This window comes from Aeromonas encheleia, from assembly GCF_900637545.1.
Classification (GTDB): domain Bacteria; phylum Pseudomonadota; class Gammaproteobacteria; order Enterobacterales; family Aeromonadaceae; genus Aeromonas; species Aeromonas encheleia.
Map to the genome: position 1 here is coordinate 3,903,507 of NZ_LR134376.1, position 12,648 is coordinate 3,916,154.

At 65.4% G+C, this 12,648-nt stretch carries 13 protein-coding genes; 10 read left to right on the forward strand and 3 right to left on the reverse strand.

Going from position 1 to position 12,648, the window contains the following annotated elements:
• Positions 1 to 126: 126 nt before the first annotated feature.
• Positions 127 to 2,280 carry a prolyl oligopeptidase family serine peptidase gene (locus EL255_RS18020; protein ID WP_042653086.1) on the reverse strand — a complete coding sequence of 718 codons (2,154 nt, stop codon included), beginning with the start codon at positions 2,278 to 2,280 and terminating at the stop codon, positions 127 to 129.
• Between the two features lie 229 nt (positions 2,281 to 2,509).
• On the opposite strand from EL255_RS18020, the gene EL255_RS18025 reads away from it, so the two are divergent.
• The 10 genes from EL255_RS18025 to EL255_RS18075 all read left to right on the forward strand — a co-directional run bounded on the left by EL255_RS18025 (position 2,510) and on the right by EL255_RS18075 (position 10,232).
• Complete coding sequence (locus EL255_RS18025; protein WP_042653087.1) at positions 2,510 to 3,721, forward strand: threonine synthase; 1,212 nt, start codon at positions 2,510 to 2,512, stop codon at positions 3,719 to 3,721.
• Positions 3,718 to 4,383, forward strand: coding sequence for an amino acid ABC transporter permease (locus EL255_RS18030; protein WP_042653088.1), 666 nt, complete (start codon positions 3,718 to 3,720; stop codon positions 4,381 to 4,383). Before EL255_RS18025 ends, EL255_RS18030 begins: the two co-directional genes overlap by 4 nt.
• 199 nt (positions 4,384 to 4,582) lie before the next feature.
• Positions 4,583 to 5,245, forward strand: coding sequence for an amino acid ABC transporter permease (locus tag EL255_RS18035; RefSeq protein ID WP_042653313.1), 663 nt, complete (start codon positions 4,583 to 4,585; stop codon positions 5,243 to 5,245).
• Positions 5,242 to 6,003 carry an amino acid ABC transporter ATP-binding protein gene (locus tag EL255_RS18040; RefSeq protein WP_042653089.1) on the forward strand — a complete coding sequence of 254 codons (762 nt, stop codon included), beginning with the start codon at positions 5,242 to 5,244 and terminating at the stop codon, positions 6,001 to 6,003. The genes EL255_RS18035 and EL255_RS18040 overlap by 4 nt, the downstream gene beginning before the upstream one ends.
• On the forward strand, positions 6,000 to 6,836 hold the full coding sequence (locus EL255_RS18045; protein ID WP_042653090.1) for a transporter substrate-binding domain-containing protein: 837 nt from the start codon (positions 6,000 to 6,002) through the stop codon (positions 6,834 to 6,836). The genes EL255_RS18040 and EL255_RS18045 overlap by 4 nt, the downstream gene beginning before the upstream one ends.
• A gap of 208 nt (positions 6,837 to 7,044) precedes the next feature.
• Entirely contained in the window at positions 7,045 to 8,295 is a 1,251-nt protein-coding gene (locus EL255_RS18050; RefSeq protein WP_042653091.1) for an MgtC/SapB family protein, read from the forward strand.
• 84 nt (positions 8,296 to 8,379) lie between these two features.
• Positions 8,380 to 8,970 (forward strand): sugar O-acetyltransferase, encoded by a 591-nt coding sequence (locus EL255_RS18055; RefSeq protein WP_042653092.1) that lies wholly within the window; start codon positions 8,380 to 8,382, stop codon positions 8,968 to 8,970.
• Between the two features lie 106 nt (positions 8,971 to 9,076).
• Positions 9,077 to 9,418, forward strand: a complete 342-nt coding sequence (locus tag EL255_RS18065; RefSeq protein WP_042653093.1) for a DUF1294 domain-containing protein — start codon at positions 9,077 to 9,079, stop codon at positions 9,416 to 9,418.
• A gap of 102 nt (positions 9,419 to 9,520) precedes the next feature.
• Positions 9,521 to 9,733 (forward strand): hypothetical protein, encoded by a 213-nt coding sequence (locus EL255_RS18070; protein ID WP_042653094.1) that lies wholly within the window; start codon positions 9,521 to 9,523, stop codon positions 9,731 to 9,733.
• Between the two features lie 37 nt (positions 9,734 to 9,770).
• The gene (locus EL255_RS18075; protein ID WP_042653095.1) at positions 9,771 to 10,232 is read left to right on the forward strand and encodes a GNAT family N-acetyltransferase; all 462 of its coding nucleotides are present in this window, start codon (positions 9,771 to 9,773) and stop codon (positions 10,230 to 10,232) included.
• Between the two features lie 146 nt (positions 10,233 to 10,378).
• Here EL255_RS18075 and EL255_RS18080 read toward each other — a convergent pair whose 3' ends face one another.
• Positions 10,379 to 11,014, reverse strand: a complete 636-nt coding sequence (locus EL255_RS18080; RefSeq protein WP_042653096.1) for an FMN-binding negative transcriptional regulator — start codon at positions 11,012 to 11,014, stop codon at positions 10,379 to 10,381.
• A gap of 145 nt (positions 11,015 to 11,159) precedes the next feature.
• Positions 11,160 to 12,542, reverse strand: a complete 1,383-nt coding sequence (gene argH, locus EL255_RS18085; RefSeq protein WP_042653097.1) for an argininosuccinate lyase — start codon at positions 12,540 to 12,542, stop codon at positions 11,160 to 11,162.
• Positions 12,543 to 12,648: the final 106 nt, after the last annotated feature.

Sequence of the window (12,648 nt, forward strand, 5' to 3'; positions counted from 1 at the left end):
GTGGCTGACTATACCATCGGCGGCGCGGTGCAGGCTGTACCGGCCCCAAAACGGGCAACCGGCGAGACAGGGATGGTCGCGCCCGCCAGCCTCCATCATAAAAAAAGGGCCCCGCGGGGCCCAGTGTCAGGGAGTGACCGGCAACTGCCGGTAGCCCATCTCATAGAGAGTGAAGGCGTAGAGATCCGCACTCTGCTCGATCAACTTGGTCACCGGGGTGCCCGCGCCGTGGCCGGCGTTGGTCTCGATGCGGATGAGCTGGGGATGGGGCCCGCCGTTGTCGGCCTGCAGGGTGGCGGCAAACTTGAAGGAGTGGGCCGGCACCACCCGATCGTCGTGATCCGCCGTGGTCACCAGGGTCGAGGGGTAGCTCACCCCCTCGCGCAGGTTGTGCAGCGGCGAGTAGCCCTTCAGGTAGTCGAACATGGCCTCGCTGTCGGCGCTGGTGCCGTAGTCATAGGCCCAGCCCGCCCCGGCGGTGAAGCTGTGGTAGCGCAACATGTCGAGCACCCCCACCGCCGGCAGGGCGACCCGCACCAGATCCGGGCGCTGGGTCATGACGGCGCCCACCAGCAGGCCGCCGTTGGAGCCGCCCCGGATGGCCAGCCTGTCGGTGCTGGTGTAGCCCTCGGCCTTCAAATACTCTGCCGCCGCGATGAAGTCGTCGAACACGTTCTGCTTGTTCTGCCGGGTGCCCGCCAGATGCCAGGCCTGGCCGTACTCGCCGCCGCCGCGCAGGTTGGCCACCGCGTAGACGCCCCCCAGATCCAGCCAGTTCGCCACCGAGACGCTGAAGCTCGGGGTCAGGCTCACATCGAAACCGCCGTAGCCATAGAGGATGGTGGGATTGCTGCCATCCAGCCTGAGCCCCTTGCGGTAGCTGATGATGAGCGGCACCCGGGTGCCATCCTTGCTCTGGTAGAAGCGCTGCTCGGAGACGTAGTCCTCCGGCTTGAAGGGCGCCGCCGAGGCGCGATGCAGGCTGATGGCCCCGCTCCCGGGCTCGAACTGGTAGAGGGTCGGCGGCTGGGCGTAGTTCTCGAAGCCGAAGTAGAGCTCGGGATCGCCCCGCTTGCCGTTGAAGCCGCTGACGCTGCCGAGCCCAGGCAACGCTATCTCCCGTACTCGCTTGCCGTCATAGTCGAACTGCTCGACCCGGGCGGTGGCGTCCCGCATGTACTCCGCAAACAGGTAGCCGGCGCCGCTGTGCACCCTCAGCACCTGCGGGCGCTCGGGGATGAGGTCACGCCAGTGGACGGGGCCGGGATTGGCGGCATCCACCGTCACCAGCCGGCCGTTGGGTGCCCCCCGGTTGGTCAGCAGGTAGAGCGTGCTGCCCCGGTTGTCCACCAGATTCACATCCGCCTCCAGATCCCCCTGCACCGTCAGCAGCGGGGCGCTGTCCTGGCTCAGATCCTTCACATAGAGCCGGTTGCCGGAGGTGGAGTCCGCCGCCGAGATGAGCAGGTAGCGATCGTCCTCGGTCACCCGTGCCCCCACGTAGCGGTGCTGCTGGGCCGGGATGGCGCCGAACACCAGCCGATCCTCTTCCTGCGCCGTGCCGAGGCGATGGAAGTAGAGCTTGTGCCGATCCGTCCTAGCCGACAGCTCGCTGCCATCGGGCTTGTCATAGCTCGAATAGAAGAAGCCCTCGTCGCCGAGCCAGCTGATGCCGCTGAACTTCACATCCCTGAGGGGCGTCTCCAGCGGCTGCTTGCTCTCCACGTCCATCAGGTGGATCTCGCGCCAGTCGCTGCCGGCCAGCGACAGGGAATAGGCCAGGGTCTTGCCATCCCGGGAGAAGCTCAGCTTATCCAGCGCCGTGGTGCCGTCGGGGCTCAGGGTATTGGGATCGAGGAACACCTCGGCCGGTTTGCCCGCCTGCTGGCGCCACAGCACGTTCTGATTCTGCAGGCCGTCGTTCTTGAAGAAGTAGTGATAGCGCCCCTCGCGAAACGGCGCCCCCTCCTTGGCGTAGTTCCAGGAGGCCGCCAGCTTGGCCTTGATCGCCTCCCGGAACGGAATGCGGGCGAGATAATCCTGAGTCACGGCGTTCTGGGCCCTGACCCAGGCCTCGGTCTCGGGGCTGCGATCGTCCTCCAGCCAGCGATAGGGATCGGCCACGGCCTGACCGAAGTAGTGATCCACTTGCTCGCCCTGGCGGGTGACGGGGTACTGAAGGCGTTCTTTCCCTGACATGACATCCTCTCGGGTTGGGTCCGACTGGCCGCTGCAGGCACTCAGCAGTGACAGGGCCAGCAGGCTGACAATGGATCGCATCGATGCTAATTCCTGCGGTTCGGGTGAGGCGGGCAGGTTAGCAAAGAGTGCCGGATGGCCCAACCCCCCAGCGGGTGCTCGGCCCGCCACCATGCCAGAGCCCCTCGTTTCGAGCGGAGTCATATGAATTTTTTCGCTTAGGTTAGCCGCTTTATTTTGTTCGTTATCCGGCACTTGGGTCACAGGATGGCATCACCGACCGACCACTGCGACCCGCTCAGGATAACCCATGCCATACAGCTATCTCTCACATCTGCGCTGCAGCAAGACCGGCGAGATCTTTGATGCCGACCAGCCCCAGCAACTGAGCCGGGTGGGGGCACCGCTGCTGGCCAGCTACGATCTCGAGGCCCTGAAGAAGGCCTGGCATCCGGCCGCCCTGCTGGGGCGCCCCGCCAGCCTGTGGCGCTATCACGAGCTGCTGCCGGTGCGCGACCCCGCCCAGGTGGTGACCCTGGGGGAAGGGCTCACCCCGCTGCTGCCGCTGCCCACCCTGGGCAAGCAGATCGGCATCCCGGATCTCTGGATGAAGGATGAGAGCATCATCCCCACCGGCTCCTTCAAGGCCCGCGGCGCCGCGGTCGGCGTCTCCCGCGCCCGCGAGCTCGGCGTCACCCATTTCGCCATGCCCACCAACGGCAATGCCGGCGCGGCCTGGGCGCTCTACGGCGCCCGTGCCGGCCTGCGCAGCACCATAGTCATGCCCCAGGCGGCCCCCACCATCACCCGCTTGGAGACGTCGCTGGCCGGGGCCCGCCTCTACCTGGTGGACGGCCTCATCAGCGATGCCGGCCGTCAGGTGGCCCAGGCGGTGGCGGAGCAGTCCCTGTTCGACGCCTCCACCCTGAAGGAGCCCTACCGCATCGAGGGCAAGAAGACCATGGGGCTGGAGATCGCCGAGCAGCTCGGCTGGACGCTGCCGGACGTGATCCTCTACCCCACCGGCGGCGGGGTCGGCCTCATCGGCATCTACAAGGCGCTGTGGGAATTGCAGGAGCTGGGCTGGGTCAAGGGTGACCTGCCCAGGTTGGTGGCGGTGCAGGCGAGCGGCTGCGCCCCCATAGTCCAGGCCTGGCAGCAGGGGGCCAGCGAGTCGAGCTTCTGGCCCGACTCCCAGACCCTGGCCTTCGGCATCAATGTGCCCAAGGCGCTGGGGGATTTTCTGGTGCTCGACGCCCTCTATCGCACCCAGGGCTGCGCCATCGCGGTGGACGACAGGGCCATCCAGGCGGAGATCCGCCAGCTCGCCTCCCAGGAGGGCAGCTTCGTCTGCCCGGAAGGGGCGGCCGCCTTTGCCGCCGCCCGCCAGTTGCGGGAGGCGGGCTGGATCCAGGGGGGCGAGCGGGTGGTGGTGCTCAACACCGGCGCCGGCATCAAGTACCCGGACGCCATCACTGTGCTGCCCCAGCGGCTGCGATCCGACGGGAGGATCCCCGCATGACCTTCGACTGGGCCTTCATCCTCGGCACCCTTCCGGCCTTCGGCACATCGGTCTGGGTCACCCTGCAGCTCGGCGCCCTCGTCATCCTCACCTCGCTGGGGGTGGCCCTGCTCAACCTGACGCTGCTCAGCCTGAACAGGCCCTGGCTGAACAGGGTGATCCGCACCTATGTGGAGCTGGCCCGCAACACCCCGTTGCTGATCCAGCTGTTCTTCCTCTACTTCGGGCTGCCGGCGCTCGGCCTGTCGCTGTCCGGTTTCGCCACCGCGGTGATCGCCATGACCTTCCTCGGCGGCGGCTACCTGACCGAGGCGCTGCGGGCCGGGGTGCAGGCGGTGCCTCAGGGCCAGCTGGAGGCGGGCCAGGCCATAGGCCTCTCCCGCTGGCAGCTGCTGCGCCATGTGCAGCTGCCTCAGGCCTGGCTCGCCAGCCTGCCGGCGCTGTTTGCAAACTTCATCTTCCTGCTGAAAGAGACGACCGTGGCCTCCGCGGTGGCGGTGCCGGAGCTGCTCTACACCACCAAGAACTACATCGCCCTCTACTACAAGACCTACGAGATGCTGGCGGTGCTGACCCTGATGTGCGTGCTGATCTTCCTGCCGCTGTCCCTCGCCCTGCGTGTGTTGGAGAGGAGGCTGCAACATGGTCAGTTCGGTCACTGAGTCGCTGATGCAGGCGCGGATCCCGATATGGACACTGATCTTTCTGCCATTGCCATCGTCCACCCTGCACGCATGGGAAAGGAGGGTTCAATATGGTCAGTTCGGTCACTGAGTCGCTGATGCAGGCGCGGATCCCGATATGGACACTGATCTTTCTGCCGCTGCCGTCACCCGCACGTATTGGAAAGGAGGGAGCATGATGGCCACTCCGGTTTCTGAGTTGCTGGGCCAGGCCTTGCCCCTGATGGCGGTGGGCGCGGGCCAGACCCTCGCCATCTCATTGCTCGCCATCCTGTTTGCCACCCTCGGCGGCCTGGGTTACGGCGTGCTGGCGCAGCAAGGGGGCAAGCTGACCCAGGGTGTATTGCGGCTGTATCTCGAGCTGTTTCGGGTGGTGCCCGTGCTGGTGTGGCTCTATCTCTTCTTCTTCGGGCTGCCCATCGTCTTCGGCCTCGACATCCCGGCCTTCTGGTGCGCCGTGCTGGTGCTCTCCCTCTGGGGCGCCAGCGAGGTGGGGGAAGTGGTGCGCGGCGGGCTGGGATCCTTGGCCCGTGGTCAGCAGGAGGCCGGGCTGGCGCTGGGCCTCTCCCGCTGGCAGCTCTATCGCCATGTGCTACTGCCCCAGGCGCTGCAGCGGCTGACGCCGCCGACCATCAACATCCATACCCGCATCATCAAGACCAGCTCGCTGGCGGTGCTGATCGGGGTGGTGGAGGTGATCAAGGTGGGCCAGCAGATCATCGAGCGCACTTATGCCTCGCTGCTCATCTACGGTCTGCTGTTTCTGTTCTTCTTATCGGTCTGCTATCCGCTCTCGCTGGCCTCGCGCCGGCTGGAACAAAAATGGGGTAATGCGGTATGACGCCTCTGCTTGAACTGGGTTCTGTCAGCAAACAATTTGGCCAGCGGCTGGTGCTGGACAGGGTCAGCCTCAGGGTGGCCGCCGGGGAGGTGATCGTCATCCTGGGGCCGAGCGGCTGCGGCAAGAGCACCCTGCTGCGCACCCTCAACGGGCTCGAGCCCATCCAGGGTGGCGAGATCCGCTTCGACGGCCAGCGGCTGGACGCAAGCACCGACTGGCAGCGAGTGCGCCAGCGCATCGGCATGGTGTTCCAGAGCTATCACCTCTTCCCCAACCTGACGGTGCTGGAGAACGTGCTGCTCGGGCCCATCCAGGTGCAGCAACGGGAGCGGGGGGAGGCCCTGCTGCAGGCGGAGCAGCTATTGACCCGCATCGGCCTGTGGCAGCGGCGCCACGCCTATCCGCGCGAGCTCTCCGGCGGTCAGCAGCAGCGCATCGCCATAGTGCGGGCCCTGTGCATGAATCCCCAGGTGATGCTGTTTGACGAGGTCACCGCCGCCCTCGATCCCGAGATGGTGCAGGAGGTGTTGGAGGTGATCCGCGATCTCGCCGGCAGCGGCATGACCCTGCTCATCGTCACCCACGAGCTGGCGTTCGCCCGGGCGGTGGCGGATCGCATCCTCTTCATGGAGGAGGGCCAGATCCTGGAGCAGGCCCCTCCCCGCCAGTTCTTCGACAACCCCAGGAGCCCGCGTGCGCGCCAGTTCCTCGCCAAGTTTTCCTATACCGATGTCATCAAACGAAAGGAGTCAGCATGAAAAAAATCACCTCGGTGCTAATGAGCGCCCTGATCGGGCTCGGCCTCGCCAGCGGCGCCGCCCAGGCGGCGGACGGTTCCCTCGACAAGATCAAAGCGCGGGACAAGCTGATCGTCGGCGTCTTCACCGACAAGCCGCCCTTCGGCTACGTGGATGAGCAGGGGCGCTACGTGGGCTTCGATACCGACCTCGGCCGCCGCTTCGCCAAGGATCTGCTGGGGGACGAGAACAAGATCGAGTTCGTGGCGGTCGAGCCCGCCAGCCGCATCCCCTTCCTGCAGAGCGACAAGGTGGATCTGATCCTCGCCAACATGACGGTGACCCCGGAGCGGCGCGAGGTGGTGGACTTCACCAACCCGAACCTCAAGGTCGCGGTGCAGGTGCTGGTACCTGAAGGGAGCCCGGCCAAGGGGCTGGACGATCTGGCGAGCAAGACCCTGATCGTCACCACGGGCACCACGGCCGACATCTGGCTGACCCGCAATCACCCGGACTGGAAGCTGCTCAAGTTCGAGAAGAACAGCGAATCCCTGCAAGCCCTGGCCCAGGGCCGGGGCGATGCCTACGCCCAGGACAATCTGGTCTTGTTCAGCTGGGCCAAGGAAAACCCCGGCTACCGGGTGCTGCCCCAGAAGCTGGGCTCGGAAGACCCGATAGCGCCGGCGGTGAAGAAGGGCAATGTCGAGCTGCGTGACTGGGTCAACGATCGCCTCGCCAAGCTGGGGGAAGAGAAGTACCTGCTCAAGCTCTACGACCAGTATGTGCGCGACAAGTTGAGCGCCGACACCAATCCCAACGACGTGATAGTGGAAGGAGGCAAGTGGCAGGGCTAAGCCTGCCATGAGGAAGTGCTGAGTGTGAAGTCCAGGTTCCGTTGGTCCGCAAACCGCAAGGTTTGGTTTTCAGGCGTCCCCTTAGGGTGGCGCCTTTTTTTTGCCTGTGGGAAAGCGGCGACCCGCGCGCCCGCTCTGTGAGCCGGCTCCCCCTGCACCGGCGCGGCCTGTGCCATCCTGACATGGACAGCAATGAGAGGAGAGCAGCATGTGGATCGAGGCCGAACCCGTCTACGGCGCCCTGGTGTCACTGGCCATCGGCCTCATCATAGGGCTGGAGCGCGGCTGGCAGGTACGCCAGCTGGGGGACAACCAGCGCATCGCCGGGATGCGCACCTACGGCCTCATCGGCCTGCTCGGCGGTGTCTGCGCCCTGCTGCTGCCGGGCCTGGGCCCCTGGCTGCCGCTGCTCGGCCTGCTGGCGGTGGTGGCAGGCTGCGGCCTCTCGGTCTGGCTGGCCCAGCGCTGGCAGGGGGAGTTTGGCCTCACCAGCTCGGTGGCCATGGTGCTCACCTACCTGCTGGGGCTGATGTCGGTGTTGCTCAGTCCGCGCGAGGCGGTGGCCTGCGCCGTGCTGGCGGCCCTGCTGATGGGGCTCAAGGGCAAGATCCAGCAGGGCATGCTGTTTTTGAGCGAGGCCGAGTTCCACGCCACCCTGCGCTTCCTGCTCATCTCCCTGGTGCTGCTGCCGGTGCTGCCCGACGTCGAGATGGGCCCCCTCAACGCCTTCAACCCCTTCAAGATCTGGCTGATGGTGGTGGTGATCGCCGGCATCTCCTTCTCGGGCCACTTCGCGGTGCGCCTGCTCGGCACCCGCGCCGGGCTGGTGCTCACCAGCATGCTGGCGGGGCTCGCCTCCTCCACCGCCCTCACCCTGCAGTTTGCCCGCCTCAACAAGGCGCAGCCCGGGCTGGAGCGGCTGCTGGCCACCGGCATACTGCTGGCAGGCGCCACCATGTGGCTGCGCCTGCTGGTGCTGGTGCTGCTGATCCACAACGAGCTGGCGCTGCGCCTAGCCCTCCCCCTGCTGCTGCTGGCCGCCACCGTCTACGCCTTCGCGTTCTGGTTCTGGCGCCAGCGCGAGGAGATGAGCGACAACCCGGTGCAGCCGGAGACCAGCAATCCGCTGGATCTCGCGACCGCCATCAAGTTCGGCCTGCTGTTGGCGCTGATCGGCTTCATGGCCACACTGCTGCAGAGCAGGGTGGGCGACTCCGGGGTCTATTTGCTGGCGCTGGTGTCCGGCATCACCGACGTGGACGCCATCACCCTCTCCCTCTCCCAGCTCGCCCACAAGGATCTGGCGCTGGAGGTGGCGGCTAGAGGCATCCTGCTGGCCGGCCTGGTCAACTCCCTGGTGAAGGGGCTGCTGGCCCTGGTGATAGGAGGGCGCCGGCTGGGGATGCGGGTCATGCTGCCCTACCTGGTCTCGGCGCTGCTGATCCTGCCCCTGCTCTGAGCGGCCAAACCTGGCCAAGGGCTCCTGACGGCCCCCGCCAACAGGGGTATACTGGCGCCTCTTGGCACAGGAGGAGAGACGAGCATGGCAAGCGATTGGGACAAGGTACTGGCGGGCGGCGCCCTGGACAGCCAGAGCGAGGAGATAGCGAACGACCGCATTCGCGGCCAGGCCCTGCTGGCCAGCCTCAACGCCACCCCGGCGGGGGATCATGAGACGCGCCAGCGCCTGTGCGGTGAGCTGTTCGGCCAGTGCCCAAGCTCCTGCTGGATAAGCTCCCCCTTCATCTGCGAGTTCGGCCGCAACATCCATCTGGGCGAGAAGACCTTCTTCAACTTCAACGTCACCATACTGGACGTCGGCGAGGTGCACATCGGCAACAACGTGCTGCTGGCCCCGAACGTGCAGATCTACACCGCCACCCACAGCATGAACCACCTGGAGCGCCGCGACTGGACCGCCTACAACAAGCCGGTCCACATCGGCGATGACTGCTGGATCGGGGGCGGCGCCATCATCTGCCCCGGCGTCACCATAGGGCCACGCTCCATCATAGGGGCCGGCGCCGTGGTGACCCGCGACATTCCCGCGGATTCGCTGGCCGTGGGTAACCCGGCGCGGGTGATCCGCACCCTGAGCCAGGACGAGCCAAGGGATCCGGAGGCCATCCAATGAACCGACCGAGCGACATCCCCCCACCCGGCTCCCTGGCCGTGGGCAGCCCGGCGCGAGTGATCCGCACCCTCAACCCGGATGAGAGCCGGGATCCGGCGCTGCTGTCATGATGCTGCTGGCCCTGCTGCCTCTGATCGGTACCGCCTGGCTCGGCATCCAGGACGCCAACTGGTGGCCGCTGGCCCTGGTCACCACCATGAGCCTGCTCACCGCGCTCGCCTACGCCCACGACAAGCGCCAGGCCATCCGTGGCGGCTGGCGCATCCCGGAATCCCGCCTGCACCTGCTGGAGCTGCTCGGCGGCTGGCCCGGCGCCCTGGTCGCCCGTCACTGGCTGCGCCACAAGACCCAGAAGGGCAGCTACCGGTTGGTGTTCTGGTTTATCGTGCTGCTGCACCTCACCCTGTGGGGGCTCTGGGTCGGCCGGCCGCTCTGGCAGGGGATCTGAGCGGGCAGCCCCCTGGCAATGCCCGCGCGGGCATTGCCGCCAAGGGATCGCTATGAGACAACAAGGCCAGCGGGTTATCCCGCTCAGCGCAAGGAGGCACTTATGACCATGTGGACAGGCATAGTCCTGATCGTCTTTATCAGCGTGCTGTTTGGCTACCTCGGCAAACGCGCCCGCTACCAGCTGGGGGATGCCCGCATCACGGATCGCCTCGGCAAGCAGGATCTCGTCATCAAGCAGCTACAGGAGCGGGTCGCCAACCTGGAGGCCATCGTGTTGGAGCAGGAGAAGCTCAAGCCATTCAGGGAGCTTTGAGCCGGGCACCCAGTCTCCGTTATCCAGAGAGGAAACAATGAAAATCCGACGATTCAACATCGGGGATGAAGCCGCGTTATTTAAGGTTTTTTTATCGGCAGTGCATGAAGTTGCATCGGCAGACTACACAGCGGAGCAAATTCAGGCATGGGCGCCCGAGGATATTTCCCCGACACTGTGGGCTGACCATGTCAGGACATTACACCCCTTTGTCGCTGAAATTGATGGTGACATCGCCGGGTATGCTGACGTTCAGCCCAATGGCTATATCGACCACTTTTTCGTGTCTGGCTCTCATGCACGACAAGGGGTCGGCACCCGCTTGATGATGTGCCTTCATGAAGAGGCCAGGTTATTGGGTATTGGCGAACTGACGGCTGATGTGAGCAAGACGGCGGAACCCTTCTTCGCACTACATGGCTTTCATGTGGAGGAGAGAAGGTATCCAGTCCGCCGCAGCGTCATGATCCCCAATGCATTGATGCGCAAGAAATTGTAGTCCAGGCAGCCAGCCCCATAGCTGGTCGCGGAATGGAAGCTATGGCGCCAGCCACCTGGCCAATGATGCTCTGAACGGACACACCATCAACAACGGCAACCCATGGGTTGCCGTTTTGCTATCTCTCCACATAGTGGAATTTATCGCTATCGCGGCGAGAGTGGTGACTGTTGCATCGCCGCTGCCAGCGCCGTCTGGCCCTTGGCCTGCAAAGCATCGACGGCCCCCAGCCGGTCGCCCTCCTCCTTGTTCTGACTCAGCTTGAACTTGCCCACCAGCTGGCTGACCTCGATCTCTATGCCCACCACGGCCTGTACCATGGCCTCGATATAGTCTCTCGGCGCATCCGCCATCTTCCAGGGCGCGGGCTCGGCAGCCTCATGGACCCGGGTCAGGCTCGCCAGCAGGCGGCGCACGAAGCGGGCATCGTCCCGCACCCGGATACGGCCGTGGGCATGGACTACGGCATAGTTCCAGGTCGGCACCTGCTGGTGATGTGCCTGCTTGCTCGGATACCAGCTGGGGGAGACATAGCCGTCGACCGCCTTGAAGATCACCAGCACCTCGTCCCCCTCCTTCACCTCCTGCCAGAGCGGGTTGTTGCGCGCCACATGGGCGCGCAAGACGCCATGTTCCCCCTCCCCGGCATCGAACTCGAACGGCAGGTGATTGGCATCCAGCCCCAGCTCGCCACAGGTGATCAGGGCCCCCAGCGGATGGGCCCGCATCAGCTCATGCAGCGCCTCGGGTTCGGTAACGCCGAAGTGGGATGGCAGGTACATGCAGACTCCTTGTGCTGTGGTGGTGCGTCCGTGCAAGGGCACCAGGCTGGATGCCCATTCTCACCCGTTCGAAGGCGACGCGCGATAGCCCAACGAGGAATAAAAAAGAGGGCCTGGGCCCTCTCTTTCTCATCCAGGTCTGCCGTCAGCTGCGCTTGGCCAGCCAGGCTTCGGCGGTGCCGAGAGCCGCATCCACCAGCTCGCGGGCGACGCCGCCCTTGGCGACCCGCTTGGCCAGGGTCGCCTCCAGCTCCAGGTTGGGATAGACATCCTCGCCGACCACCGGGCTGAAGCGCTGGAACTCGCCGAGGGAGAGCTCCTCCAGCGGCTTCTTCACCGCTATGGCATGGACCACCACCTCACCGACGATATGGTGCGCCTCGCGGAACGGGATCCCCTTGGCCACCAGATAGTCCGCCAGCTCGGTGGCGTTGGCGTAGCCGCCCTGCGCCGCCGCCTTGGTGCGCTCGACGTTCACCTTGAGATCGATCAGCACCAGCGCCGCCATGTCGAGGCAGTCGTGCCAGGTGTCGAGGGCGTCGAACAGCCCCTCTTTGTCTTCCTGCATGTCCTTGTTGTAGGCCAGCGGCAGCGCCTTGAGGCTCATCAGCATGCCCATCTGGGCGCCGACCACCCGGCCTGTCTTGCCACGAATGAGCTCAAGCGCATCCGGGTTCTTCTTCTGGGGCATCAGGGAGGAGCCGGAGGTGACCGCATCGGACAGCTCGACGAAGCCCGCCTCGCCGGTGTTGTAGAAGATGAGGTCTTCGGCGAAGCGCGACAGATGGGTCATGGAGAGCGACGCCACATGCATCAGCTCCACCACGTGATCCCGGTCCGACACCGAATCCAGGCTGTTGCGGGTCGCGCCGGTGAAGCCCATGTCCAGCGCCAGCGCCTCGCGGTCGATGGCGTAGGCAGTGCCCGCCAGGGCGCCACAGCCGAGCGGGCTGGTGTCGAGCCGTTTCAGTGCATCCTGCAGACGGGAGTGATCCCGCTCCAGCATCTCCACATAGGCCAGCGCCCAGTGGGCGAAGGTAACCGGCTGGGCCCGCTGCAGGTGGGTGTAACCGGGCAGCACCGCGGCCTGGTTGGCACGCGCTGAGGCCACCAGCCCCTGTTGCAGGGCGGTGATGGAGGCGAGCAGCAGCTCACCCTGCGCCTTGCACCAGAGCTTGAGATCGGTGGCGACCTGATCGTTGCGCGAGCGGCCGGTGTGCAACTTCTTGCCCAGGGTGCCGACGGCATCGATGAGCTTGCCCTCGACCCAGGAGTGGATGTCTTCGGCATCCGAGCTCAGGATCTGCTGGGGATCCTGCTGCACCGAGGCGAGCAGCACCTCCATCGCCTGCTGCAACTGCGCCTGCTCATCGGCGGTCAAGACGCCCACTTTCACCAGCGCCTTGGCCCAGGCCATGGAGCCCTGGATATCCTGCTCCGCCAAGCGGTAATCGAAGCGCAGCGAATCGTTGAATTGCTTGAATCTGCTGTCTGCTCCCTGACTGAAGCGTCCACCCCAAAGTGCCATACTGCTCTCCTTGAATGCGTTGCCGGCGACGCCTGTGCGCCTGCCGAACTTGAAATCTGGCCTTGTTTATCTGCGAGCCTGTTATCTCACAGACGCGGCCAAGGCG

Excerpts from the sequence above, each read along its gene's own strand:
- EL255_RS18045 (WP_042653090.1), top strand. The coding sequence starts at position 6,000 with ATGAAAAAAATCACCTCGGTGCTAATGAGCGCCCTGATCGGGCTCGGC.
- argH (WP_042653097.1), bottom strand. The coding sequence starts at position 12,542 with ATGGCACTTTGGGGTGGACGCTTCAGTCAGGGAGCAGACAGCAGATTC.
- EL255_RS18075 (WP_042653095.1), top strand. The coding sequence starts at position 9,771 with ATGAAAATCCGACGATTCAACATCGGGGATGAAGCCGCGTTATTTAAG.
- EL255_RS18080 (WP_042653096.1), bottom strand. The coding sequence starts at position 11,014 with ATGTACCTGCCATCCCACTTCGGCGTTACCGAACCCGAGGCGCTGCAT.
- EL255_RS18030 (WP_042653088.1), top strand. The coding sequence starts at position 3,718 with ATGACCTTCGACTGGGCCTTCATCCTCGGCACCCTTCCGGCCTTCGGC.
- EL255_RS18035 (WP_042653313.1), top strand. The coding sequence starts at position 4,583 with ATGGCCACTCCGGTTTCTGAGTTGCTGGGCCAGGCCTTGCCCCTGATG.
- EL255_RS18070 (WP_042653094.1), top strand. The coding sequence starts at position 9,521 with ATGACCATGTGGACAGGCATAGTCCTGATCGTCTTTATCAGCGTGCTG.
- EL255_RS18050 (WP_042653091.1), top strand. The coding sequence starts at position 7,045 with ATGTGGATCGAGGCCGAACCCGTCTACGGCGCCCTGGTGTCACTGGCC.
- EL255_RS18020 (WP_042653086.1), bottom strand. The coding sequence starts at position 2,280 with ATGCGATCCATTGTCAGCCTGCTGGCCCTGTCACTGCTGAGTGCCTGC.
- EL255_RS18025 (WP_042653087.1), top strand. The coding sequence starts at position 2,510 with ATGCCATACAGCTATCTCTCACATCTGCGCTGCAGCAAGACCGGCGAG.
- EL255_RS18040 (WP_042653089.1), top strand. The coding sequence starts at position 5,242 with ATGACGCCTCTGCTTGAACTGGGTTCTGTCAGCAAACAATTTGGCCAG.
- EL255_RS18065 (WP_042653093.1), top strand. The coding sequence starts at position 9,077 with ATGATGCTGCTGGCCCTGCTGCCTCTGATCGGTACCGCCTGGCTCGGC.
- EL255_RS18055 (WP_042653092.1), top strand. The coding sequence starts at position 8,380 with ATGGCAAGCGATTGGGACAAGGTACTGGCGGGCGGCGCCCTGGACAGC.